Origin of the sequence: Gilliamella sp. B14384G12 (assembly GCF_016101825.1) — a bacterium.
Taxonomy (GTDB): Bacteria; Pseudomonadota; Gammaproteobacteria; order Enterobacterales; family Orbaceae; genus Gilliamella; species Gilliamella apicola_N.
On the sequence record NZ_JACFPU010000001.1, the window covers coordinates 12955 to 39892 of the forward strand.

Annotated in this window: 22 protein-coding genes and 4 tRNA genes; 21 read left to right on the forward strand and 5 right to left on the reverse strand. The window is 35.7% G+C overall.

What is annotated here, in order from left to right; translation table 11 throughout:
• Positions 1-146: 146 nt before the first annotated feature.
• Both dhaL and H3S73_RS00075 read right to left on the reverse strand, forming a co-directional pair.
• The gene (gene dhaL / locus H3S73_RS00070; protein WP_198235923.1) at positions 147-776 is read right to left on the reverse strand and encodes a dihydroxyacetone kinase subunit DhaL; all 630 of its coding nucleotides are present in this window, start codon (positions 774-776) and stop codon (positions 147-149) included.
• 1 nt (position 777) lies between these two features.
• Complete coding sequence (locus H3S73_RS00075) at positions 778-1782, reverse strand: dihydroxyacetone kinase subunit DhaK (protein WP_198235922.1); 1005 nt, start codon at positions 1780-1782, stop codon at positions 778-780.
• A gap of 76 nt (positions 1783-1858) precedes the next feature.
• Here H3S73_RS00075 and H3S73_RS13825 point away from each other — a divergent pair, with 76 nt between their 5' ends.
• The 11 genes from H3S73_RS13825 to nusG all read left to right on the forward strand — a co-directional run bounded on the left by H3S73_RS13825 (position 1859) and on the right by nusG (position 10207).
• Complete coding sequence (locus tag H3S73_RS13825) at positions 1859-1990, forward strand: hypothetical protein (RefSeq protein WP_255519601.1); 132 nt, start codon at positions 1859-1861, stop codon at positions 1988-1990.
• A 552-nt stretch (positions 1991-2542) separates the two neighbouring features.
• Positions 2543-3106 carry a hypothetical protein gene (locus H3S73_RS00080; RefSeq protein WP_198228685.1) on the forward strand — a complete coding sequence of 188 codons (564 nt, stop codon included), beginning with the start codon at positions 2543-2545 and terminating at the stop codon, positions 3104-3106.
• Between the two features lie 278 nt (positions 3107-3384).
• Positions 3385-4188, forward strand: coding sequence for a tRNA cyclic N6-threonylcarbamoyladenosine(37) synthase TcdA (tcdA, locus tag H3S73_RS00085; protein WP_198228684.1), 804 nt, complete (start codon positions 3385-3387; stop codon positions 4186-4188).
• 313 nt (positions 4189-4501) lie between these two features.
• On the forward strand, positions 4502-7198 hold the full coding sequence (gene adhE / locus H3S73_RS00090) for a bifunctional acetaldehyde-CoA/alcohol dehydrogenase (RefSeq protein ID WP_198228683.1): 2697 nt from the start codon (positions 4502-4504) through the stop codon (positions 7196-7198).
• A gap of 153 nt (positions 7199-7351) precedes the next feature.
• Positions 7352-7427 (forward strand) — tRNA-Thr (locus H3S73_RS00095).
• Between the two features lie 33 nt (positions 7428-7460).
• Positions 7461-7545: transfer RNA gene (locus H3S73_RS00100), tRNA-Tyr, on the forward strand.
• A 56-nt stretch (positions 7546-7601) separates the two neighbouring features.
• Positions 7602-7676, forward strand: a tRNA-Gly gene (locus H3S73_RS00105).
• A gap of 3 nt (positions 7677-7679) precedes the next feature.
• Positions 7680-7755 (forward strand) — tRNA-Thr (locus H3S73_RS00110).
• A gap of 184 nt (positions 7756-7939) precedes the next feature.
• A complete protein-coding gene (tuf, locus tag H3S73_RS00115) occupies positions 7940-9124 on the forward strand; it encodes an elongation factor Tu (protein WP_065737967.1) in 1185 nt (394 codons plus the stop codon).
• A 134-nt stretch (positions 9125-9258) separates the two neighbouring features.
• On the forward strand, positions 9259-9660 hold the full coding sequence (gene secE, locus H3S73_RS00120) for a preprotein translocase subunit SecE (RefSeq protein ID WP_065738454.1): 402 nt from the start codon (positions 9259-9261) through the stop codon (positions 9658-9660).
• 1 nt (position 9661) lies between these two features.
• Positions 9662-10207, forward strand: a complete 546-nt coding sequence (gene nusG / locus H3S73_RS00125) for a transcription termination/antitermination protein NusG (protein WP_065602493.1) — start codon at positions 9662-9664, stop codon at positions 10205-10207.
• Positions 10208-10327: 120 nt separating this feature from the next.
• On the opposite strand, the gene H3S73_RS00130 is transcribed toward nusG, so the two are convergent.
• Positions 10328-12271 carry an ABC transporter ATP-binding protein gene (locus H3S73_RS00130; protein WP_198235921.1) on the reverse strand — a complete coding sequence of 648 codons (1944 nt, stop codon included), beginning with the start codon at positions 12269-12271 and terminating at the stop codon, positions 10328-10330.
• Positions 12272-12361: 90 nt separating this feature from the next.
• Between H3S73_RS00130 and H3S73_RS00135 the strand changes: the two genes are divergently transcribed.
• Positions 12362-13522, forward strand: coding sequence for a sugar diacid recognition domain-containing protein (locus H3S73_RS00135; protein ID WP_198228693.1), 1161 nt, complete (start codon positions 12362-12364; stop codon positions 13520-13522).
• A gap of 88 nt (positions 13523-13610) precedes the next feature.
• Here H3S73_RS00135 and garD read toward each other — a convergent pair whose 3' ends face one another.
• The gene (gene garD, locus H3S73_RS00140; RefSeq protein WP_370528783.1) at positions 13611-15149 is read right to left on the reverse strand and encodes a galactarate dehydratase; all 1539 of its coding nucleotides are present in this window, start codon (positions 15147-15149) and stop codon (positions 13611-13613) included.
• Positions 15150-15601: 452 nt separating this feature from the next.
• Between garD and H3S73_RS00145 the strand changes: the two genes are divergently transcribed.
• From H3S73_RS00145 to H3S73_RS00170, 6 genes are all read left to right on the forward strand, one after another.
• The gene (locus H3S73_RS00145) at positions 15602-16933 is read left to right on the forward strand and encodes an MFS transporter (protein WP_198228680.1); all 1332 of its coding nucleotides are present in this window, start codon (positions 15602-15604) and stop codon (positions 16931-16933) included.
• A 38-nt stretch (positions 16934-16971) separates the two neighbouring features.
• Positions 16972-18309, forward strand: coding sequence for an enolase C-terminal domain-like protein (locus H3S73_RS00150; RefSeq protein WP_198235919.1), 1338 nt, complete (start codon positions 16972-16974; stop codon positions 18307-18309).
• A gap of 39 nt (positions 18310-18348) precedes the next feature.
• On the forward strand, positions 18349-19683 hold the full coding sequence (gene gudD / locus H3S73_RS00155) for a glucarate dehydratase (RefSeq protein WP_198235918.1): 1335 nt from the start codon (positions 18349-18351) through the stop codon (positions 19681-19683).
• A gap of 48 nt (positions 19684-19731) precedes the next feature.
• On the forward strand, positions 19732-20502 hold the full coding sequence (gene garL, locus H3S73_RS00160; protein WP_086326262.1) for a 2-dehydro-3-deoxyglucarate aldolase: 771 nt from the start codon (positions 19732-19734) through the stop codon (positions 20500-20502).
• Positions 20503-20516: 14 nt separating this feature from the next.
• Positions 20517-21419 carry a 2-hydroxy-3-oxopropionate reductase gene (gene garR, locus H3S73_RS00165; RefSeq protein ID WP_256925578.1) on the forward strand — a complete coding sequence of 301 codons (903 nt, stop codon included), beginning with the start codon at positions 20517-20519 and terminating at the stop codon, positions 21417-21419.
• Between the two features lie 62 nt (positions 21420-21481).
• Positions 21482-22630 carry a glycerate kinase gene (locus H3S73_RS00170; RefSeq protein WP_198235917.1) on the forward strand — a complete coding sequence of 383 codons (1149 nt, stop codon included), beginning with the start codon at positions 21482-21484 and terminating at the stop codon, positions 22628-22630.
• A gap of 47 nt (positions 22631-22677) precedes the next feature.
• Here the strand turns inward: H3S73_RS00170 and H3S73_RS00175 are convergent, their stop codons facing one another.
• Entirely contained in the window at positions 22678-24681 is a 2004-nt protein-coding gene (locus tag H3S73_RS00175) for an OPT family oligopeptide transporter (protein WP_144091262.1), read from the reverse strand.
• 231 nt (positions 24682-24912) lie between these two features.
• On the opposite strand from H3S73_RS00175, the gene mazG reads away from it, so the two are divergent.
• From mazG to H3S73_RS00190, 3 genes are all read left to right on the forward strand, one after another.
• Positions 24913-25701 carry a nucleoside triphosphate pyrophosphohydrolase gene (mazG, locus tag H3S73_RS00180; protein ID WP_086326258.1) on the forward strand — a complete coding sequence of 263 codons (789 nt, stop codon included), beginning with the start codon at positions 24913-24915 and terminating at the stop codon, positions 25699-25701.
• A gap of 6 nt (positions 25702-25707) precedes the next feature.
• Positions 25708-26148 carry a hypothetical protein gene (locus H3S73_RS00185; RefSeq protein WP_086308743.1) on the forward strand — a complete coding sequence of 147 codons (441 nt, stop codon included), beginning with the start codon at positions 25708-25710 and terminating at the stop codon, positions 26146-26148.
• A gap of 94 nt (positions 26149-26242) precedes the next feature.
• Positions 26243-26935: a glutathione S-transferase gene (locus tag H3S73_RS00190; RefSeq protein WP_086326257.1), complete on the forward strand. Its 693-nt coding sequence runs from the start codon at positions 26243-26245 to the stop codon at positions 26933-26935.
• Positions 26936-26938 lie beyond the last annotated feature (3 nt).

A 26938-nucleotide genomic window follows, 5' to 3' on the forward strand; every position in this document is an offset into this window, starting at 1 on the left:
ATGTTTTAATTTATTTTAATAATATTAATTTAAGGAATTTTTTTGTGTTATTTAATAGGGGGATTGATAGACTGTTTTTGGATCTCCATACGCTTGCAAAAATCCGCCGATAGTCAGCGGATTTTATTCTTTATTACATTTGAATTTTATTGCATATGAATATAGTCATTCATGTATTTTAAAATAAATGCCATTGAAACCGCTCCAGGATCCATATGTCCAATAGTACGATCGCCTAAATTTTTGGCACGCCCAAATACTGCAACCATTTGTTTGGTTTTTTCTGCACCTTCCATCGCTGATTTAGCAATTATTGGCAATGCTTCATTGAGTGGAAGCGTGGTTAATTCATTGGCTGATTTTGTCCCTGCAGCTAATGCATCGACCATCGTTTTATCGCCTGGCTCCGCATTACCGCGTTGATATACCCCTTGCCAACCGTCGTTAAGAAATTTTGCGAAGACTTCAGAATTCAATTCCATTGTGCCAACAATACTTTTTCCGCCAGTTCTAAATAATGTTCCAAATATAGCGCCCGAAGCACCACCCATACTGGTCATTAATTTTGTGCCAATCTTAATAAAAAAATCACCTATATCAGTAGGTTGAAATTTTTCATCTTGTAGCAACTCAATAATAGATGAAAATCCTCGTTTCATCCCAATCCCATGATCACCATCACCAACAATCTGATCTAACGCTGTTAATTCGGGTTCGCTTTCGACCATTTTTTGAGCGGTAAATAACATCATTTTACGTACTTGTAATAAATTCATTTTATTTTCTCCATCCAAGCGTTTGACAAGGTAGATCATAAAGACGTTGCAATTCATCATCTAACTTCATTAGTGTGATTGAAAAACCTGACATTTCAAGTGATGTACAAAAATGTCCGACAGCAATATCGTGACTGATAATACCTCGGTTATTAAGTTCAATACCGACTTTGCGTGTTATCACTAATAGTTCTGTATTACTAAGAGCGCCTAAATTGTTAATCAGTACGCACACACGGTCACCTGTTTGGAAAGGTAAATCATCACATAGGCGATCTATCATCTCTTTGACAACTTCATCACTTGATGTCATTGCTTGTCGACGTAATCCAGCCTCACCATGAATACCTATCCCAATTTCGATCTCATTTTCATCCAATTCAAAATTAAAATTATTTGACTGAGGTAAGGCACATCCATCAAGCGCGACACCTATAGTGCGAACATTACCGTTAGCTTTTGCAACAACTTGATAAAGATTTTCAAGATTGTATTTTTCAAATTGAGAAGCTGCGCCTGCAATTTTATATAAAAACATAATACCAGCTACACCACGGCGGTCGGACAGTTTGGATAAAGGGGCTGAGGCAATATCATCGGTTGCTCGAATAGTTTTAGTGACGATGTTTTCTTCCGCTAATATTTCGGCTGAAATATCAAAATTCATTCCATCACCTGAATAGTTACCATATAAAAAAAGCACACCATTACCCTTTTCAGTCGCTTTGGTAAGTTCAATTATTTGGTCTGGTGATGGTGAAGTGAAAACTTCTCCTAACGCACAACCATCAATGCCTCCTTCACCGATAAAACCAGCAAAAGTTGGTTCATGACCACTACCACCACCCGAAATAACTACGACTTGATCGTTTGATATATGGTTACCATAAACAGCACAATAATCAGGAATAGCTGTTAATTTACCATTATAGGCATATACCAATCCTTGCATGACTTCTTGTCTTACGTTATTTGGATCGTTAAGTAATTTTTTGGGTTTACGCATTGATTTTTCCTCTTTATTAATCATATTTAACGATATTTATTGTAGGTAAAACTAAAAAGCCAAACGAATACATTTAATGACAAATAATATCCCTTTGATTGCTCATCATAGGGAGCAATCGCTTTCAACCACTTATTTAGCAAAATATAAATTAGCTTGTAAAAAAGTTTCAGGTTATGGGTATGTTTCAGTAAAAATCATATTATGAATTCAATAAGGTAAGGGCTATTTAAACCCTTTAGTTTGTATTAGAAAAATTTTTGTTAAAAGATTCTGATAATGACAAAAATAACTCTTTGATTGCTCATCATAGGGAGCAATCGCTTTCCGCCACTCATTTAGCAAAATATAAATTAGTTTGTAAAAAAGTTTCAGGTTATGGGTATGTTTCAGTAAAAATCATATTATGAATTGAATAAGGTAAAGGCTATTTAAACCCTTTGGTTTGGTATTAGGAAATTTTTGTTAAAAGATTCTGATAATGACAAGAATAACCCTTTGATTGCTCATCACAGGGAGCAATCGCTTTCAACCACTTGTTTAGCAAATATAATATTAGCTTGTAAAAAAGTTTCAGATTATGGGTATGTTTCAGTAAAAATCATATTATGAATTCAATAAGGTAAAGGCTATTAAACCCCTTTAGTTTGTATTAGAAAAATTTTTGTTAAGAGATTCTGATATAAATTGCTAACTTACATAATAAGGTTATAATCGACTTTAACGCATGATGATTTAATGAATAAATAGAGTAGAGAGTATGAAAAAACTTGGAGCGATCTTTACTGCATGCATTTTAATAAACATGCCAATTAATCAAGTGTTATCTGCACCTAAAACGGATAAAATTTCAATTCAATCATCTGATGAAGCCTCGCCACAATTTCAGTTACCAGAGCAAAGTCGATTTCTTTCTGTCGATTTTAAGAAAACCGAATCGTTTACTTCTAATCATATCCAAAATTTCACTGATAATTATGTCGCACTTTATAGTAATGACTTGAATGGCGCACGAATTTTAATTATTAATGAAGTTGTTGCCAATGAACAAGAGGCCATGCAAATATTTCTTGGACAAGCTAAAACACGAGGTAATCAAAAACCAGAAATCAAGCTTTATAATAATGTGAAATATATTGAGGGCATTGATTCCAAATTAAACAGGCGTTATATCCTGATTCAACAATTTGATAAGGCTAACAGTTTAGTAACAATAAAATCATTAGTTTATCTATTAAATGCTAACAATAGTGATTTTTGTAAAAATGTAAATCTTATTGAACCACAGCAACTGGTTGGTGAATTAATAAATTTTGCTAAATAACAATTAATGTTGGCATTAGTATTTTGACGAGAATTAACCACAATATTGGTTAAATGTTCTTATATTTATGAATGATGTCGTTTTTTAATAAAAATCATTGATAACTTTAAAAGACATTTGGTGAGTTATAACAAATACCAAAAATTATTAGAATTAAAAATTTATTTATGATTTTTGCTTATTTAAATAATAACCATTTATGGAGATTGGTTAACATATTGCACTTGTATTTGTGCGCTGTTAGTATGCTGGTATAATTTGATAGATGAATGGTACTTATGCAAAACACATTTTCAGATTCTTATTTTCAACGTTTTAGCGGAATTGCACGGTTATATGGTGAGTCTGCATTAACTTCTTTTTCTCAGGCACATGTTTGTGTAATTGGTATTGGTGGAGTAGGTTCTTGGGTTGCTGAATCACTCGCGCGTAGTGGTATAGGGCAAATTACCTTAATTGATATGGATGATGTATGTGTAACCAATACTAATCGTCAGATTCATGCCTTAAAATCTAATATTGGCAAACCTAAAACATCCGTCATGGCCGAACGAATTTTGCAAATTAATCCCGAATGTATTGTTAATGAAATCGATGATTTTATTAATATTAATAATGTTAGCCAATATTTGGGAACTAAACAAAATCCTCGTTATAATTATATTGTCGATGCGATCGATAGCGTTCGTGATAAAGCGGCTGTTCTTGCTTATTGTAAGCGTCAAAAATTAAAAATTATTACAATAGGGGGAGCTGGTGGTCAAAAAGATCCTACGCAAATAAAAATTGCGGACTTAGCAAAAACCATTCAAGATCCTTTAGCCGCTAAATTACGTGAAAAGTTAAAAAATGATTATAAGCTAAGTAAAGACAGTAAAGGTAAATATTCCATTCCGTGTGTATTTTCTACTGAACAGCTGACTTATCCAACTAAAAACGGTCAGATTTGTTTTGCTAAAAATCAAGCAGACAGTAATAAAAAAATGGATTGTGAATCGGGATTCGGAGCGATAACAACAGTAACCGCAACGTTTGGTTTTGTTGCTGTTAGTTATGTATTGAACAAATTGTGTAACGGATGATTATCTCACTTTAAATTAAAAGAATTTCTATTTTTCTAAAATAAATACCGCCAAAAGACAATTAAGATTTGACTAAAGTAATTGTCTTTTGGGTTCCTATTGCAAATATTCTTCTTAATTTACATTTTAAAATACCTAAATATATCTATTGATTAAAAAAAATAATCTTTTTTTGCGCATATCTTATTGTATAAAGCACAAATCTGATTTACGATAATGCCAATTTCGTTTTGTATTATGTCCAGGCATTAAAAAGTTTCAAGGAAGAGGCCAAACGATCCCTATTTATTTTTTATATTTCAAGGAGAAATCTATGGCAGTAACTAATATGAATGAGTTAAATGAGTTAATGGCTCGTGTGAAGAATGCACAAGAAACTTATTCAAATTATACTCAAGAGCAAGTCGACAAAATCTTTGTAGCGGCAGCAACAGCCGCAGCAGCAGCACGAATTCCTCTCGCACAACAAGCGGTTGCAGAGTCAGGAATGGGAATTGTTGAAGATAAAGTTATAAAAAATCTTTTTGCTGCAGAGTATATCTTAAATAAATATCGTCACGATAAAACTTGTGGCGTAGTGGCTGAAAATGAACCATATGGTACAATTACTTTAGCCGAACCTTTAGGGATTATTTGTGGCATCGTGCCAACCACTAACCCAACTTCTACGGCGATTTTTAAATCGTTAATCAGTTTAAAAACTCGTAATGCGATTGTTTTTTCACCTCACCCAAGAGCTAAAAAATCCACTATTGAAGCCGCTAGAATTGTATTAAATGCTGCAATTAAAGCGGGTGCACCAAAAGATATTATTGGTTGGATTGATGAGCCATCTATCGAATTATCTAATGCATTAATGCATCATGATGATGTCGCAGCTATTTTAGCGACAGGTGGACCAGGTATGGTAAAAGCCGCATACAGTTCTGGTAAACCAGCACTAGGTGTTGGGGCAGGTAATACACCAGTAATTATTGATGAAACTGCTGATTTAAAACGTGCTGTTGCTTCAGTACTGATGTCTAAAACTTTTGATAACGGTATGATTTGTGCGTCAGAACAAGCAATCGTTGTAGTTGACTCTGTTTATGATGAAGTGCGTAGTTTATTATCTGAATATGGTGCATATGTTTTAAATGCTAAAGAAACCAAAGCGGTACAAGGTATCATCTTAAACGATAAAGGTGCTTTAAATGCTAATATCGTTGGTCAACCAGCAGTTAAAATTGCAGAGTTAGCTGGATTTAAAGCCCCAGCAGGTTCAAAAGTACTTGTTGGTGAAGTAACTAAAGTTGATTTATCTGAACCATTTGCTCATGAAAAACTTTCTCCTACTTTAGCAATGTTTAGAGCAAAAGATTTTGCTGAAGCGGTGGAAAAAGCTGAAAAATTAGTAGAAATGGGTGGTATGGGTCATACCTCTGTACTTTATACAGATCAAGATAGCAACCGTGACCGTATTGATTATTTCGGTAGTAAAATGAAAACTTGCCGTATTTTAATCAATCAACCTGCAGCCCATGGTGGTATTGGTGATTTGTATAACTTCGATTTAGCGCCATCTTTAACATTAGGTTGTGGTTCTTGGGGTGGAAACTCGGTATCTGAAAATGTTGGACCGAAACACTTACTAAACAAAAAAACCATCGCTAAGAGAGCAGAAAACATGTTATGGCACAAATTACCAAGTTCTATCTATTTTAAACGAGGCTCACTTCCAGTTGCTTTAAATGAAGTTGTTGAACAAGGCGCAAAACGAGTCTTTTTAGTAACTGATAAATTTTTATTTAACAATGGTTACTCAAAACAAATTACTGACCAATTAGAATCACAAGGCGTTATCTGCGAAACATTTTATGATGTTGAAGCCGATCCAACCTTGAGTGTGGTTCGAAAAGGTACTGAATCAATGACATCATTCCAACCTGATACTGTTATTGCTTTAGGTGGTGGTTCTCCAATGGATGCGGCTAAAATCATGTGGGTTCTTTATGAACACCCTGAAACAAAATTCGATGAGCTAGCATTGCGCTTTATGGATATCCGTAAACGTACCTGTCATTTCCCTAATATGGGTAAAAAGGCGAAACTAATTTGCGTTACAACCACTTCTGGTACAGGTTCTGAAGTGACACCATTTGCTGTGGTTACTGATGATGCAACTGGTCAAAAATATCCTTTAGCTGATTATGCAATTACGCCAAACATGGCTATTGTTGATGCTAACTTAGTAATGAATATGCCAAAATCACTTTGTGCTGCTGGTGGTTATGATGCGGTAACTCATGCTTTAGAAGCTTATGTTTCAATTATGGCAACTGAGTTTTCTGATGGACAAGCGTTACAAGCGTTAAGCATGCTTAAAGCTTATTTACCGGCAAGCTATAAAGAAGGCGCTAAAAACCCACAAGCACGTGAAAAAGTGCATAGTGCTGCAACATTAGCAGGTGTCGCTTTTGCACAAGCATTTCTAGGTGTTTGTCACTCAATGGCGCATAAGATTGGTGCTGCATTCCATATTCCTCATGGGGTGGCAAATGCAATGCTAATTAGTAATGTAGTGCGTTTTAATGCAACTAATAAACCGACTAAACAAGGTACCTTTAGCCAATATGGTTATCCTCAAGCTGTTAGCCGTTATGCAGAGGTAGCCGATCATTTAGGTTTAACTGCTGCAGCTGACAAAGATGAGAAGAAAGTTGAGAAATTAATTGGTTGGTTAGATCAATTAAGAAAAGAACTTGATATTCCATTCTCAATTAAAGAGTTTGGCGTGGATGAGAAAGCTTTCTTGGCACAAGTGGACCAACTTGCTGTTGATGCCTTTGATGACCAATGTACTGGCGCTAACCCGCGTTATCCGCTCATTGCTGAATTAAAACAAATCCTACTTGATACATACTATGGTCGTGCATATCAAGATAAAGGGGATATTAGCGAAGATGTTGCTGTACATACAGCAGCCAAAGGCGTAGCAGCTACTAAGAAAAAAGCACCAAAAAAGAAATAATCTAACACATTATTTTTGATTCAAAAAAAGCCTGAAATAGCCTATATTTCAGGCTTTTTTATGTTTTTTGAGTTTTTTTTAAGCAAACAAAATAAAATTTGTTTTTTTTGCTTGCAAGGTTAAATGTTCTAGTACATAATGCGCAGCACTTAGGCCGGCTTAGCTCAGTAGGTAGAGCAACTGACTTGTAATCAGTAGGTCGCCAGTTCGATTCCGGCAGCCGGCACCATTTTCCTAAGTAGACAAATTAATAAAGATTCGGGGTGGGGTTCCCGAGCGGCCAAAGGGAGCAGACTGTAAATCTGCCGTGTCACACTTCGAAGGTTCGAATCCTTCCCCCACCACCATTAATCTAATATTAGCAATAGCTAATCGAAGCATTTAGGTAGCCGAGTTTGAACATGCGGGCATCGTATAATGGCTATTACCTCAGCCTTCCAAGCTGATGATGCGGGTTCGATTCCCGCTGCCCGCTCCAATTGCTGATATAGCTCAGTTGGTAGAGCGCACCCTTGGTAAGGGTGAGGTCGGCAGTTCAAATCTGCCTATCAGCACCATTCTTGTTATTCTCCTAAACTTCTAAAAATATCGAATTTGCCTGCTTTAAAGCTTGTCACTATACGGCTTTATCTGTTATTATTCAGAGCTAATTTTAAGTTAGTATTATGTTGATAATTAAATATGATACTTGGTTAATGTGGTGAATAACCACCGATTTGTATTACATTTGAGGGACAATCGATGTCTAAAGAAAAATTTGAACGTACAAAACCCCACGTTAACGTTGGTACAATCGGCCACGTTGACCATGGTAAAACAACTTTAACTGCAGCTATTACTTCTGTACTTTCTAAAAAATACGGCGGTCAAGCTCGTGCATTCGATCAAATCGATAACGCACCAGAAGAAAAAGCTCGTGGTATCACCATCAACACTTCACACGTTGAATACGATACACCAACTCGTCACTACGCACACGTAGACTGCCCGGGCCATGCTGACTATGTTAAAAACATGATCACTGGTGCGGCACAAATGGACGGCGCTATCTTAGTAGTAGCAGCAACAGATGGTCCTATGCCACAAACTCGTGAGCACATTCTTTTAGGTCGTCAAGTAGGTGTTCCTTACATCATCGTATTCTTAAACAAATGCGATATGGTTGATGATGAAGAATTATTAGAATTAGTTGAAATGGAAGTACGTGAACTTCTATCTCAATACGATTTCCCAGGTGATGACACACCAGTAATTCGTGGTTCAGCGCTAAAAGCGTTAGAAGGCGATGCAGAATGGGAAGAAAAAATTGTTGAATTAGCAGAAGCATTAGACAGCTATATTCCAGAACCAGAGCGTGACATTGATAAACCATTCTTATTACCAATCGAAGACGTATTTTCAATCTCAGGTCGTGGTACAGTAGTAACAGGACGTGTAGAGCGCGGTGTAATCAAAGTTGGTGAAGAAGTTGAAATCGTAGGTATCAAACCGACAGCGAAAACAACGTGTACTGGTGTAGAAATGTTCCGTAAATTACTAGACGAAGGCCGTGCAGGTGAAAACGTTGGTGTATTATTACGTGGTACAAAACGTGAAGAAATCGAACGTGGTCAAGTATTAGCAAAACCAGGTTCAATCACTCCACATACAGATTTTGAATCAGAAGTGTATATCCTAAGCAAAGATGAAGGTGGTCGTCATACTCCATTCTTCAAAGGTTACCGTCCACAGTTCTACTTCCGTACAACTGACGTAACAGGTACTATCGAATTACCAGAAGGCGTAGAGATGGTAATGCCAGGTGATAACATCAAAATGACTGTATCATTAATTCACCCAATCGCGATGGCAGACGGTTTACGTTTCGCTATCCGTGAAGGTGGTCGTACTGTTGGTGCTGGTGTTGTTGCTAAGGTTATTAAATAGTTAAATTATTAGCTACCATAGAAAGGGTATCATTTGATGCCCTTTCTTATCTGGTCTGTTTAGCAAAATGTTTTTAGGAAAAGAGCATTTTGGAAAATAGATAATATTATAAATAACATAATCGTAGGTTTTATATGCTAGTAAGTAACGAGAGTCAAGATACAAATACTATTCTAGACAAATTCAAATGGGGTTTAGTTTTAGTATTGATTGCGTTTATTGTTTGGGGCAACTTTTATTTTGCTGGACCTAATGATATATATCAACCTAATACGATCGTTCGGATAATTGCCGTTGTTGTGATTTCTGCATTAACTTTATTTATTGCATTCACAACTGTTAAAGGCAAATCCTTTATATTATTTTTAGAAGAATCAAGAAAAGAATTAAGAAAGGTTGTATGGCCATCTCGTAAAGAAACAGTACAGACAACCTTATTAGTTGCCGCCATCACAGTGGTTGTTGGTTTAGCGCTTTGGGGAATGGATTCTTTATTCCGTTCAGTAGTCTTTTATTTAACATCAATAGGACGTTAATATGAGTGAAACACAACAAAAACGATGGTATGTTATTCAAGCTTATTCTGGTTACGAAGCGCGTGTTGCACAATCATTACGTGAATATATCAAATTACATAATATGGAAGATTCATTCGGTGAAGTACTTGTACCGACTGAAGAAGTCGTTGAGATGAAAAGTGGTCAACGTCGTAAAAGTGAACGTAAATTCTTTCCGGGTTATGTTTTAGTAGAAATGATGATGAATGATGCGACTTGGCATTTGGTTAAAAGTGTACCAAGAACTATGGGTTTCATTGGTGGTACATCCGATAGACCAGCACCTATCAGTCAGCGCGAAGTTGATGCGATAATGAATCGTTTACAACAAGTGGGTGACAAACCTCGTCCTAAAACATTATTTGAACCAGGTGAACTTGTTCGTGTTAATGAAGGACCATTTGCTGACTTTAATGGTGTAGTTGAAGAAGTTGATTATGAAAAAAGCCGTTTAAAAGTATCGGTTTCAATTTTTGGTCGTTCAACACCTGTTGAACTTGATTTTAGCCAAGTAGAAAAAAGCTAAAATTTTTATCAGAATTTATTTATTCTTTTACAAGTAAAAAAAAATCACAGAATTAATTCTGTGATTTTTTTGTTTATCAACCGAGCAATAATATAAGCATCATATTTTATCGTATTGACGCTAATTATCTTTTACTTCAAACTCTTCAAGTTGCTGCTGAACATCTAGCCATTTTAATTCAGTTTCTTCTAACTCGTTTTTCAATTGACTCTGTTTAAGGAGTAACTCAGTTAACTCTGATTTCTTATCGGCTTCATATACAATTGGATCGGCCAATTGTTGTTCAAGTGTTTGTAGTTGACTCGTTAATCGTGCAAGAATTTGTTCTTCTTTCTCAAGCTGTTTTTTCAACGGCTGCATTTGTGCACGACGTTCTGCTTCTTTACGCTTTTGTTCTTTACGATCTAAAGCTGAAACATTTTGAATAACTTCTTTCTTGATAACCTCTTTTTCGATTTTATCTTCTTGATCTATTGGTTGATTCTCTAATTTTTGTTCGTTAGAAAGCCATTTTTGATAATCATCAAGATCACCGTCAAAAGGTTCAACTTTATGATCATGCACTAAGTAGAATTCATCAGTTGTCGACCTTAATAAATGACGATCATGCGACACGACCACTAATGCTCCTTCAAATCCGATAAGTGCTTCGGTGAGTGCTTGGCGCATATCTAAATCTAAATGGTTAGTTGGTTCATCTAATAAAAGCAAATTAGGTTTTTGCCATACAATTAAGGCCAAAACAAGCCGAGCTTTTTCGCCACCTGAGAAAGTTTTTACTGGTTCTTTAACTTTATCGCCATGAAAATCGAAGCCACCTAAATAATTACGTAACAATTGTTCTGTATTTTTAGGATCAGCAATCCGAGACAGATGCCACAGTGCTGATTCATCAGGACGTAAATATTCCAATTGATGTTGGGCAAAGTAACCGAGTTGAACACCTTGAGCAAGGTTTATATGTCCCTCTTTAGGTGCAAGCTCACCAGCCAGTAATTTAATTAAGGTTGATTTCCCCGCACCATTACGACCTAATAGACCTATGCGTGAACCAGGTACTAAGTTTAGTTTAATCTGCTCCAACACAATTTTTTCGTCATAACCAGCAACAACTTTTTCCATCATTAATAGTGGACTTGGTAAAAATTCCGATTTTTTAAAGCTAAAATGGAAAGGATTATCAACATGAGCAGGAGCAATGAGTTCCATTCTTTCTAACATTTTAATACGGCTTTGAGCTTGTTTAGCTTTGGTTGCTTTAGCTCTAAACCTATCAATGTAACTTTGTAAATGTGCAACTTTAGCTTGTTGATTTTCATAAAGTGCTTGTTGTTGTGCGAGTTTAGCTGAGCGTTGGGTTTCAAACGAAGAATAATTACCGGTATATTCAAATAAACTTTGTTGTTCAATATGTATAATTTTGTTGACCAGCGGATCTAAAAAGTCTCGGTCATGAGAAATTAAAATTAAGGTTCCTTGATAATTGCTTAACCACTTTTCAAGCCATATTACAGCATCTAAATCAAGATGGTTGGTAGGTTCATCGAGTAACAATAAATCAGAACGACACATTAAAGCTTGTGCCAAGTTTAAGCGCATACGCCAACCACCAGAATAGGATTTTACTGGTAGTAATAATTGCTCATTAGAAAATCCCAAACCATGTAATAGTGTTGCAGCTCTTGGACGAATTGTCCATGCATCAATATTGTCAAATTTTTCATGAACCAGCGCAATTTGATGACCATCATCTTGTTGATTGGCTAGTTCTAACTGTTTTTCTAATTGGCGATATTCCCGATCACCATCAATAACATATTCAATAGCGGGTATATCCAATGCAGGGGTTTCTTGATTTACCCAAGCCAGTTGCCATTGGCTAGGAAAAGTCAATGTACCTGCATCCGCTTCGATTTCACCTTTAATAAGTGAAAATAAAGTAGATTTTCCGCTACCATTTTTTCCAACTAATCCGACCTTTTGTTTAGGGTTAATTGTGGCAGAAGCTTTATCTAAAAGTACATTAACACCGCGGCGAACTTGAATGGAATCAAATACTATCATGACTAAGTCACCTATGATTCAATATAAAATGTGTTATGCTAACAAAAAATGATGCTTATGCAAAATTATAATAGGAAATTTAATATGGTAATGAATTCTTATTGCCTGACCCCTAAAATTGCTCAACAGATTGTCGACAGAACCATGAAAATTATTGATTGTAATATCAATGTAATGAATGCTGACGGTTGTATTATTGGCAGTGGTGATTTAGAACGTATTGGGGAATTACATGAAGGCGCAATACTCGCAATATCGCAAAAAAGAGTTGTTTCAATAGACGGAACAATGGTTAAACGTTTGAAAGGCGTTAAACCAGGCATCAATTTACCATTAAAGCTTAATGATCGCATAGTTGGCGTTATTGGTTTAACAGGTGAGCCATCGGATATTAGACAATTTGGTGAATTGGTCTGTATGTCAGCAGAAATGATGATGGAACAAACACAATTATTACAGGAATTATCTTATGATAATCGTTTAAAAGAAGAATTAATTCTAACTCTAATTGAGAAAGAGGTTTTGCCTGAAAGTATGGTGCAATGGGTTAAGCGATTAGATATTAATTTACAGTTACCACGCGTAGTGTGCATGATTGAAGTCGATAGCGGTCAATTGGGTATTGATACTGCAATGAGTGAATTACAACATCTACAAAATCAAGTACAGCATGTGAGCAAGCATAATTTAGTTGCGATTAAATCTATTACTGAATTAGTTATTTTAATTCCGGCCTTAAATCGTTATGGTCGATGGGATCTATCGGAACATAAAAAGAAATTAGAGCAATTAGTCATCACCATAAAAGAATCTACTCACTTAGATATTCGAATTTCATTGGGTAACTATTTTGAACAGCACCCTTATCCGTTAGTTAAATCTTATCAAACCGCTAAAACAACAATGTTAATTGGCAAACAAAGAATGCCGAACATACGTAATTATTATTATCAAGAACTGATTCTTCCTGTTTTATTACATGGCTTAAGTTATGATTGGCAAGCCGAAGAGTTATTATTACCTTTGAAAAAATTAAGGATGGGAGACAACAACGGAGTATTACAAAAAACATTGCAAACGTGGTTTAAAAATAATGTACAAAATGGCGATACGGCCAATGAGCTATTTATTCATCGCAATACTTTAGAATATCGATTAAATAAAATTGCTAAATTAACTGGTTTAAATTTAGCCAAATTCGATGATCGCCTATTATTGTATATTGGTTTACAACTCAATAGAAACGAATAAATTCTAAATACACTTCTTTATCATTTTATGATTAAGGTGTATTTAGAATTATCTTAAATAATATCTTAATATGTATTTTTTAGTTTTTTTACGTTACTGGTGCGGGATTGAAAATAGCCAGTGGATTGTATAATTTCCAATGATCTGACCATGGTTGTTTTCGACCACTTGCTACATCCAAAATCAAATGGAAAAGTCGCCAACCTATATCCTCAATGGTTGCCTTACCTAAAGCAATATCGCCTGCGCTAATATCAATGAGATCGAACCATTGTTCAGCTACAATATTACGGCTAGACATTTTTATGACAGGTACCATTGCTAATCCATACGGGGTTCCACGGCCAGTGGTGAATACTTGTAATGTAATACCTGATGCGACTTGTTGTGCACCACACACAAAATCACTAGCAGGCGTTGCAGCAAAGATTAATCCTTTTTTGGTTGGTCTTTGACCGGGAGACAATACTTCAACGATTGGACTTGTTCCTGATTTTGCAATAGATCCCATTGCCTTTTCAACTATGTTATTTAAACCACCTTTCTTATTTCCTGGCGTAGTGTTGGCACTACGATCAACTTTTCCGGCAGCAAGATATTCATCGTACCATTGCATTTCTCGAATTAGTGCTTTACCAACTTCTTCATCGATAGCTCTTGGCGTAAGTAAATGAATTCCATCTCGGACTTCGGTTACTTCAGAAAACATAACCGTTGCACCACATCTCACTAATAAATCAGAAGCAAAGCCGACAGACGGATTTGACGTAACGCCTGAGAATGCATCACTACCGCCACACTGCATCCCAACGATTAATTCTGATGCAGGCACCGTTTCTCGTTTACGTTGATTTAAACGTTGTAAATGCTTTTCAGCAACACGCAAAATATGATCAACCATTGCTTTAAAACCATGCTCATCTTGCAAAGTAACAAGGTCATCATTTTCTAATTTAATCGGAATAGTATCATGTGTACCTTTGAGCAATCTTTCTGGCTGTAACTTTTCACATCCCAAACTAATAACCATAATTTCTCCGCCAAAATTAGGATTCTTAGCTAAATTATGAATAGAACGAATTGGCACAATAGCCGCCGGAGCATCAATGGCAACACCGCAACCATATAAATGGGTCAGTGGAACTACAGCATCTACGTTGGGATATTTGGGTAACAAATCACGCTCAATGATTTTGGCAACATATTCAACAACTCCAGAAACACAATTAACACTCATGGTAATACCAAGTATATTACGAGTACCGACGGAACCATCTTTATTGCGATAACCTTCAAACGTATAACCCTCTAAAGGTGGTAATGGGGTCACTTTTTTAGTTGCTATTTCTAATTCATGTAATTCAGGAGCTGTTGGCATTTGTGTCACTGCTTCATTTATCCAGCAACCTTGTTTAATATCTGTTTTGGCATAACCAATGATTTCACCATAGCGTATTATGGCTTGACCTTGGTCTATATCATTTAATGCAACCTTATGACCTTGTGGTATATCTTCAATTAACTGTAATCCATTGTCGAAAATCGTCCCTTTAGGTAATCCATTGTTATTGACAACAATCGCAACATTATCAATTTCTTTAATTTTGATAAAGAGAGGTTTGTTAATTTGCTTCTCCATTACTTAACTCCCATTATGCTAATTAACTTTTTATCAATATTTATTAATAGCAACTTAAGTTTTATAACATATTTAATAATCTATTTGTTATATCTTAAATCCTTATAAAATAAATAGCATTGTGCATATCCACAATTATTAGCATATAAATTGGCTAAATATCATAAAAATCACTATAAAAGTAGGTTTATATCACAAAATTAGGCTGTTTTATCAAAATTTTGTGAAGAACGTAACATTGATTTGTGTATTTGCATATAAATAAATGTAATTGTCATCAATATTTTGTAATTTTGCCCAATGAAATTTCATGGTGAACCCTCCATACTTATCTACCATTAGTGGATTACTTAGAAATGTAAAAAGTCTATTTATTTTCTACTTCAGCTAAATCTTTAATATTTAATTATTAACTGAGAGTTATCAGTTAGGAGCTAAACATGGAAATAAACAAAACCAAACAAAAAAGGACCAATGCCAGATGGATGACGGTCGTTTTTTTATTTATAGTCACAGCGATTAACTACGGAGATAGAGCAACATTAGGTATAGCTGGTAAATCAATGTCGGGGGAATTAGGTTTTGATGCCGCTGCAATGGGATGGGTTATGTCATCATTTGGTATTGCATACGTAATCGGGCAATTACCAGGAGGTTGGTTATTGGATAAATTTGGCTCAAAAAGGGTTTATTTTTTTAGTATTTTATTTTGGTCAATTTTTACCTTGTTACAAGGTACCGTACATTTTTTTATAGGTGCTTGGGCACTAGTTATGCTTTTTACTTTCCGATTTTTAATGGGCCTTGCTGAAGCTCCATCATTCCCAGGCAATAGTCGTATTACTGCAGCTTGGTTTCCCGCTAAAGAAAGGGCAACAGCAGTTTCCATTTTTAACTCAGCTCAATATTTTGCAACGGTTATTTTTGCTCCAATTATGGGGTGGCTGACGTATGAATATGGTTGGCAATCAGTATTTTTCTTTATGGGTGGATTGGGTATTTTTGTCAGTATTATTACTTTATTTGTTATTCGCAACCCTAAAAACCATCCTTTAGCCAATCAAGCCGAAGTTGATTATATCGCTGAAGGTGGTGCTTTAGTTGATATGGATCAGAAAAAAGAAAATGGTATGCAAGATGGTCCAAAATTAAGTTATTTATGGCAATTATTGACCAATAGAATGTTGCTTGGTGTTTATTTAGGTCAGTATTGTATCAACTGTTTAACATTTTTCTTTATTACTTGGTTCCCTATTTATTTGGCAACACAACGTGGAATGAATATTAAAGAAGTTGGGTTTGCTGCCGCTGTTCCTGCTATTTGTGGTTTTATTGGTGGAATTAGTGGTGGTGTTATTTCTGATTTCATTATGCGCAAAACAAATTCTTTATCAAAAGCACGTAAAACACCAATCATTTTAGGTATGTTATTTTCAATGACCATAATCATTTGTAATTACGTTGATTCAATTGGACTCGTTATTTTATTTATGTCAATGGCCTTTTTTGGCAAAGGTGTCGGTGCACTTGGTTGGGCTGTAATGGCTGATACTGCACCAAAAGAAATGAGCGGTCTAGCGGGTGGGTTATTTAATATGTTTGGTAATGCATCAAGTATCATTTCTCCAATTATTATTGGTTATATTGTGGCATGGACAGGTCGCTTTGAATGGGCACTAGTTTTTGTTGCCGGTCACGCATTTGTTGCTGCTTTTAGTTATTTATTTCTTGTTGGTCCAATTAAACGAATGGAATTAAAAAAAGAAGATTAAATATAACTAAATGAATTTATGAAATGGAGAATCGTAATATGAATACCCAATCCGTTCCTATTATTACTTCAATGCAAGTTATTCCTGTTGCTGGTTACGATAGCATGTTAATGAACATTGGTGGGGCACATGGTCCATACTTTACTCGCAATATTGTGATATTGACTGATAGTGCAGGTCATGTCGGTGTTGGTGAAGCTCCAGGAGGTTCAACGATTGAAAATGCATTGAAAGATGCTTGTGCTCATGTTGAGGGTAGACCTATTTCGATTCTGAATCGTATTGTAAATGATATGCATCAAGGCTACTTAGATTCTGATTATGATACTTTTGGTAAAGGTGCATGGACATTTGAACTACGAGTTAATGCCGTTGCGGCTTTAGAGTCTGCACTATTGGATTTAATGGGGCAATTTTTGAATGTACCTGTGGCTGAATTACTCGGTGGTGGAAAACAGAGAGATGAAGTAACTGTTTTGGGCTATTTATTTTATATTGGCGATGATAAGAAAACTGATCTGCCTTATGACCAGCCCATCAAAACAGGCCATGAATGGTACAACGTTCGTCGTCGTCAAGCGATGACAGTACAATCGGTATTAGAATTAGCCGAAATAGCAAAAGATCGTTATGGTTTTAAAGATTTCAAAATGAAAGGTGGTGTATTAACGGGTGAAACAGAAATTGAAACTGTTATTGAGCTAAAAAAACATTTTTCAGATGCACGAATCACCATAGATCCTAATGGCGGTTGGTTACTGGAAGACGCAATACAATTATGCAAAGGACTTAACCATGTATTGACTTATGCTGAAGATCCTTGTGGTGCTGAAAATGGTTATTCAGGACGGGAAGTAATGGCAGAGTTTCGTCGTGCTACAGGTCTATCAACAGCAACGAATATGGTTGCAACAAACTGGCGAGAAATGTGTCACTCAATTATGTTACAAGCCGTTGATATACCCTTAGCTGATCCGCACTTTTGGACTTTAACAGGTGCAAGTCGTGTTGCTCAGCTATGTCATGAATGGGGATTAACTTGGGGGTGTCATTCCAATAATCATTTTGATATCTCTTTAGCGATGTTTAGTCATGTTGGTGCATCAGCCCCCGGTAATCCAACTGCACTTGATACCCATTGGATATGGCAAGAAGGTCAGTCACGATTGACTAAAAACCCATTACAAATCACCAATGGCAAAATTAAATTGCATGATAAACCTGGACTAGGCATTGAATTAGATATGCAACAAATCATGAAAGCCCACAAATTACATAAAAAATTAGCGAATGGTGCACGTAATGATGCTATTGCTATGCAATATTTAATTCCTGGATGGCAGTTTGATCGCAAACGACCTTGTATGGTTCGTTAACACAGAATTAGAGAAATAAAAATTTAAGAGGTTAATTTTATGAGTTTATCAACACCAATTATAACGGAAATGCATGTTTATCCTGTTGCTGGATATGACAGTATGTTACTTAATTTAAGTGGAGCTCATGCGCCGTATTTTACTCGAAATATCGTTATCCTAAAAGATAACTCAGGTAACATCGGTGTCGGCGAAGTTCCATGTGTAGGAACTGTTACTAAAACATTAGAAGATGCTAAATCATTAGTCGTTGGTCAATCTATTGGGCACTATAAAAATATTATGAATCGTGTGCGTTTTCAATTTGCTGATCGTGATGTTGGTGGGCGAGGCAATCAGACATTTGATCAGCGTTCAACAATTCATGTTGTTACTGCTATTGAAGCAGCAATGTTAGATTTATTAGGTAAACATTTAGGTGTCACGGTTGCATCATTACTGGGTGATGGGCAACAACGTGATGAAGTCGAAATGTTGGGATACTTATTTTATATAGGCGATCGTAAGAAGACGGATTTACCTTATCAAAGTCAAGATGATGAAAAATGTGATTGGTATCGCCTACGACATGAAGAAGCATTAACGCCTGAAAAAATTGCGCAGTTAGCTCAAGCAACCTATGAAAAATATGGTTTTCGTGATTTCAAATTGAAAGGTGGCGTTTTATCTGCAGAAGATGAAGCAGAAGCTGTAATTGCAATAAAAAAGAGATTCCCAGAAGCTCGAGTAACACTTGATCCTAATGGTGGATGGCGATTAGATGAAGCAATTCGTATTGGTAAGTATTTAAAAGATACGTTGGCTTATGCAGAAGATCCTTGTGGTGCTGAACAAGGTTATTCAGGGCGAGAAGTCATGGCTGAATTTCGTCGTGCCACTGGTTTACCGACAGCGACTAATATGATTGCAACTGATTGGCGTCAAATGGGACACACATTATTATTACAATCCGTTGATATTCCATTAGCAGATCCTCACTTTTGGACTATGAATGGTTCTGTCCGTGTTGCACAAATGTGTCATGAATTTGGTTTAACTTGGGGTTCACACTCTAATAACCATTTTGATATCTCGTTGGCGATGTTCACACACGTTGGCGCAGCTGCACCCGGTAATCCAACAGCACTTGATACCCATTGGATTTGGCAAGAAGGTAACCAACGTTTGACTAAAGAACCATTACAAATCACCAACGGTAAAATTAAAGTTCCAGAAAAACCTGGTTTAGGAATTGAAATTGATATGGATCAGGTGATGAAAGCGCATGAGCTATTTAAAACGATGGGTCTTGGTAACCGTAATGATGCAATGGCTATGCAATATTTAATTTCAGGCTGGCAGTTTGATAGTAAAAAACCATGTTTGGTTAGATAATCAAACTATTATTATCAAAAAATAACGCGATAATCAAAAAGGTAAATTATGAAAAAAATAACCTGCCACAATCAATTTAAACAAGATATGTTAGAACGTAAAAAACTTATTGGTTGTTGGGCTGCTTTAGGAAATCCAATTTCAACTGAAATACTTGGTTTAGCTGGTTTTGATTGGCTGTTACTCGATGGTGAACATGCCATTAATGATGTTATGACATTTGTGCCACAATTAATGGCATTAAAAGATAGCATTAGTGCACCGGTCGTTCGTCCAGCTTCGAATGATCAAGTATTAATTAAACGATTACTTGATATCGGATTTTATAATTTTTTAATCCCTTATATAGAAACGGTAGAGCAAGCTAAACAAGCTGTATCTTATACTCGTTATCCACCGGAAGGTCTAAGAGGCGTTTCAGTCGCTCATCGTAGTAATGCTTTTGGAACAATTCCAGATTATTTCACTAAAATTAATCAAAATATTTGTGTAATGGTACAAATTGAGACTCAACAGGCAGTTGATAATGTTGAAGCAATCACTGCAGTTGAGGGTGTTGATGGTATTTTTGTTGGACCAAGTGATTTATCTGCTTCATTAGGACATTTTGGAAATCCTAAGCATCCTGACGTACAAGCCACAATAAAACATGTTTTTGAGGTAGCTAAAACACAAGGTAAAGCATGTGGCATTTTAGCTCCGATTGAAGCTGATGCTCATCATTATATTGCAATGGGAGCAACATTCGTAGCAGTTGGTAGTGATCTTAGTTTGTTAAGAAACTCAACTCAAACATTAGCAGATAAGTTTTTAAAGTAACTAGTACTAGTTTAATTGTAAAAAAGGAGAGTAAAATGAAAATTGGTTTTATTGGTTTAGGTATTATGGGTAAACCGATGAGCAAAAACCTGTTAAAAGCGGGTTATTCATTAGTAGTGTGTGATAAAAATCAATCATCGGTTGATGAAGTTGTAGCTGCTGGAGCACAAAGTGCTGTAAATGCTAAAGAAGTTGCTCAACTCTGTGACGTTATAATTACTATGTTACCTAATTCACCACATGTAAAAGAAGTTGTTTTAGGCGAAAATGGTATAATTGATGGTGCTAAACCGGGTACTACTATCATAGATATGAGTTCAATTGCACCTTTAGCAAGTCGTGAAATTCATGATGAAGTTGTTAAAAAAGGTTTGGCAATGTTAGACGCACCAGTTAGTGGTGGAGAACCAAAAGCAATTGATGGCACATTATCTGTTATGGTGGGGGGCGATAAAACTATTTTTGATAAACATTATGACATAATGAAAGCTATGGCAGGTTCAGTTGTTTACACAGGTGAAATTGGTGCTGGAAATGTCACTAAATTAGCAAATCAAGTAATTGTTGCTTTGAATATTGCAGCTATGTCTGAGGCATTAGTATTAGCAACTAAAGCTGGTGTAAACCCTGAATTAGTTTATCAAGCCATTCGTGGAGGATTAGCTGGAAGTACGGTATTAGATGCTAAAGCGCCAATGGTTTTAAATCGTAACTTTAAACCCGGTTTTAGAATTGATTTACATATTAAAGATTTACAAAATGCTTTAGATACTTCTCACGGTGTTGGTACGTCATTACCATTAACTGCAGCTGTAATGGAAATGATGCAAGCCCTTAAAACTGATGGTATGGGAGAATGCGATCATAGTGCGTTGGCACGTTACTATGAGAGCTTAGCGAAAATAGAAATTAAATAATAAGGTTAAAATTGAGTATGGTGACATACTCAATAACTTTGACTAATTCCATAAGGATAGATATGAAAATTGTCATCGCTCCTGATTCTTTTAAAGAAAGCCTAAGTGCTATTGAAGTTGCTAATATAATTAAAAAGGGATTTTTAAACGTTTACCCACAGGCTGAATATTTTTTAATTCCAGTTGCTGATGGAGGAGAGGGGACTGTTGATGCAATGGTTGATGCATTAAATGGTAATAAAATCACGGTATCTATTACTGATCCATTAGGCGAAAAAGGTTTTGCTTTTTATGGTATTTCAGGAGATGGACAAACAGCTGTGATAGAAATGGCTTCAGCAAGTGGCCTTGAGCGTGTACCTGTAAGTAAACGAGATGCTAAAATTACTACCTCATATGGTACTGGAGAATTAATCAAAGATGCTCTTGATAAAGGTTGTAAAAAATTTATCATTGGTATCGGTGGTAGTGCAACAAATGACGGCGGAGCTGGAATGTTGCAAGCATTAGGTGTTAAACTTTTAGATAAATATGGTAATCAAATCGGTTATGGCGGTATTTCATTAAGTGAACTTGATAAAATTGACATTAGTGAAATTGATCGACGAATTAAAGATTGTGATTTTGAAGTCGCTTGTGATGTTACTAATCCGTTAACGGGTGAAAATGGTGCTTCATTCATATTTGGACCACAAAAAGGAGCGTCACTCGCTGATGTTCATTTGCTTGATAAAAATCTTAAACATTTTGCCCAAATAATAAAAAATAGTTTTAATATCGATATTGAATCTACTCCAGGAACAGGCGCTGCAGGGGGAATGGGAGCCGCTTTATTAGCGTTTATGAATGCTAAATTAAGACCTGGAATTGAAATTATTACTGAAACTTTAAATTTAGATACACTGATTTCGGATGCCGATTTAGTTATTACGGGTGAAGGACGATTAGATTATCAAAGTATCAATGGTAAGGTCCCTGTAGGTGTTGCCCGTATTGCTCAAAAATATCAAAAACCAGTTATAGCAATTGTTGGTAGTTTAGGTGATAAAGCAGAAACTATTTATCCTTATGGGATTAATGCGATGTTTAGCATTTTAAGTAAAGTTGCTACCTTATCCGAGGTTCTAGAGCCTACGGCAGCAAGAGCGAATCTTTTTCAGACATCAATGAATATTGCCTTAACGCTTAAATTAGGAAATACCCTGAAATAGCTTATAATACCCTTTATCTCATTCTGATAAAGGGCATCATAATAAAATTATCGTTTAAGCACTGATAATGCTCGACGAATAAATAATACACAAATGGTCACGAAAACCAAAAGTCCTAAATATTGAGGTAATACCCCTAAATCAGTTGGTATGGCAAGTGGAGCATCACTACCACCACTAGCAATGCTAATTACAATTACAACAGCTAAAATTACCCCGACTAAGCTCTCACCAACAATCAGACCTGAAGCAATTAATGCAGCTTTTCGATCGACTTTTTTATACTCTTCTTCTGGATTCAATTTAAGCGTTGTTGCTTTTGCATAAGCATTACGTTTTATAATCCACGATAATACTGTTCCCACGAAGATAGGCATAGTAATGCTTGGCGGTAAATAAATACCTAAACCAACAGCAAGAGCAGGCAATCTAAATTTAGAGTTATTAGCAGCTAAAACTAAGTCAATAATAATAATAACCGCACCAACCACTAAGCCGATTAAGATCATGGTCCAATCAAGATTATGTGAAAAAATACCTTTAGCAATGGTCGTCATAAGAGTTGCTTGTGGTGCTGCTAATACTTGTGATTGATCCATATCTGGACGAGGAACCGCACCAGTGAAGCCATAAGCGTTGTATAAAATTTCTAAGATAGGGGCAATAACAATAGCGCCAACAATACAACCGATTAATAATGCGACTTGCTGTTTCCATGGTGTGGCTTGGACTAAATAACCCGTTTTTAGATCTTGCAGGTTATCATTAGAAATACATGCTACGGCTAAAACAGCACTGGTGGTAAATAGTGCAAGAGCTGTTGCAAAGTTGGTACCTTCGATAGAGTCCAACATACCATTGATTTCGCCTAAACCAAGTAAGATAAGTGAAATAACAATAGCAGCCACAATCGCAATACCTGAGATTGGACTCGCGGATGATCCAACTAATCCTGCCATATAACCACAAGCAGCTGCTACTAAAAAGCCCATAATAAATGCAAATAGTACTGCACATATGACTAATGACCATGCTACGCCTAATGATAATCCACTATCAGCAATAAACGCATAAAAGGTAATAAGTAGAATCATCAACATGCCTGCCATGATTAAGAATATCGTTTTAGGTGATAAGTCTTGATCTGTTGGGGCAATATCGCTCGCTGAAACATCAGAGCGCATGGTTTTGAATGAAATTTTTAATCCTTCGATTACTGGTTTGATTAAAGTAAGTAGTGTCCAAATAGCTGCGATAGCAATAGTACCCGCACCAATAAAGCGAATATCTTTAGCCCAAAATCCCATAGCAATTTGTGATAAAGGTTGACTTGAATCATAATCACTAATTAGACTTAAAATTGGAATGCCAAATAGCCAAGCAATAATTGTTCCAATTAAAACCGCTATACCTGACATAATACCTATCAAGTAACCAGCACTCAAAAGCGCTAACGAAAAGCCCATCGGTAGTTGAAAAATGGATTTACCAGCAGTAAACCAATAAGCGGTGCTGTCTGACAAAATTCTAAAACCATTAGTAAATAAACTCACAATGGAGGCTACCACACCACCAAATAAAATATCCTTTAGTCCATCATTAGCGTCATTTCCTTCAGTCTTTGAGCCAGCTTTTAATATTTCGGCAGCAGCAACACCTTCTGGATAGGGTAAATTACTTTTGACCACCATAACGTGACGCAACGGGATTGAAAATAGTACTCCTAGCATTCCACCGGCGGCACAAATTGCAAGTGTTAACCAAAATGGAAAGCTTTGCCAATACCCAATCATTAATAAGCCAGGTAAAACAAATATAATTGAAGATAATGTGCCCGCAGCAGAAGCTTGGGTTTGCACCATATTATTTTCTAAGATTGTCGATCCTGAAAATAGCCTCAATATTGCCATTGAAATTACTGCGGCAGGTATAGCCGATGAGAATGTTAATCCGACTTTTAAGCCAAGATAGACATTCGATGCAGTAAAAATGACAGTTATAAAAGCACCTAAAATAGTGCCTCTTAATGTAAGTTCTCGTAAATTATTCATATTATGTCATTAGGTTAATTTGATAAGAAGCTATTATATACTTAATTCGCTTTTATCGACTAGAAGTTCTATCAATAACAGAATATTTATACTTTTTATTATAATTTTCGATAAAATTTTTACTCGTTATATTAAAAATTTGTGTTAATTCGAGTGTAAAATAATAACCGCTTTTGACTTAAAAGCTTTACAATATGCGATCATTGTTAAAATCCTAGAGGTGTCGGTATCGTGAATGGACTAAAACGCCTACAAGCTATTACTAAGCAACTTCGTGATCCTATTGATGGTTGTGAATGGGATAGAGTACAAACTTTCGCATCTTTAAAAAGTTATACTTTAGAAGAAACCTATGAAGTCTTAGATGCCATTGATCATCAAAATATGCAAGAACTAAAAAATGAATTGGGCGACTTATTATTTCAAATCATTTTTTACGCTGATTTAGCTAATGATCAAGGGGAGTTCAATTTTGATGATATTTGTAATGCGGTTGCCGATAAGTTAGTCAGTCGTCACCCCCATATCTTTACCGATAAAACGGAAAAAAAACCTAATTGGGAACAATTAAAACAACAAGAACGTGATAAACGAGCACAATATTCAATATTAGATGATATACCCAATTCTATCCCAGCTTTAATGAAAGCCGAAAAAATCCAAAAACGTTGTGCATCAGTTGGATTTGATTGGAATGAATTACAACCTGTATTAGATAAAGTAAAAGAAGAAATTGGCGAAGTAGAGCAAGAGCTCAATCGAACTGAACGCGATCATCAAAAAATTGAAGAAGAGCTTGGTGATCTGTTTTTTGCTACTGTTAACTTAGCCAGACATTTAAAGGTAAAGTCAGAACTCTGTTTACAACAAGCTAATAAAAAATTCGAACGGCGTTTTAAGCAAGTAGAATCAATACTCAAACAAAAAGATCGTGCTTTACCCGATGCAACACTTGAAGAAATGGAAGATGCATGGCAAAGTGTTAAGCAGTTAGAACAAGATAATAAACGTTTAAAGTGAATCAAAATGACTGAACAAAAAAATGAATTGTATCAAGAAATCGAAGCATGGGCACAAAATGCTATTTTACACAGTCCAACTTGGAGTATTAATCAACTCGATTACTCCGAAAAAAGCATTACCGTCGTTGAGATGATCATTGGCGAAATGGCTGATAAAAGTTTCGGTCTGCCAGAAGAACAACTGAATATGATATCGCAAGAATATGGCTGTTATCTGTTATTAACTGCGCATAAATTATATGGTGGTCAGTTCTATTGGAATGATGAACTTCAACAACCTATGTTAATTTGCTGTGAACCTGATTCAACGATAGCATTATTAACGTGGAATAAAGTTAAAGGTCGTTTATTAGGCGATAAATCGGATCACATTGCTTATTTTCTGGATGAATTTGGAAAAGCTGTTTTCCAACCAGAAAAAGGTACCAATTTAGTTTATTTATAAATAACATTTGGAATAAATATTATTTAAAAAAGAAAAGTTGGTTAGCGAACAATTTTTTCGATTTTAATTAATTTTGTTAAAAGGGATATTGAATATGAATTATACACTTTATATTGGCAATAAAAACTACTCAACATGGTCTATGCGTCCTTGGGTTGTGATGAAATATTTTGATATTCCTTTTAACGAAAAGCTTGTTAAATTTGATAGTTTTAATGATGATTCTTTGTTTAAAAGGACAATGTGCTCTGTTTCAAAATACGGCACTGTACCTATCCTAATTGATGAAGATTTAGTGATAAGTGACTCTTTAGCTATTTGTGAATATTTGGCTGAAAAGCATCACGACCTAGCTTTATGGCCGGCTGACCCCAAAAAAAGAGCAATTGCTCGAAGTTTAGTCGCTAAAATGCATTCTGGATTTCAAGCTATTCGAACTTATTTGCCGATGAATATTGAAGCTGAGTTTCCTCAAATAGGGCAAATAATATTACGAGACCATTTAGAGGTAAAAAAAGAAATCATGTTTTTAGATGATTTGCTATCTTCGTTATTAACCTCGAAAAAAACAAATTGTAACTATTTGTTTGGCGATTTTAGTATAGCCGATGGCTTTTATGCCCCTTTATGCCTAAGATTAAAAAATTATCATATAGCAACCAGCCCAATTCTTAACAACTATATTGATACTATTTGTAATACCAAAGGCATTAAAGATTGGATAAATGATGCATTACAAGAACAATCTTTTGTTGCGATGGACGAACCATATCGTTTACATAGATAAGAA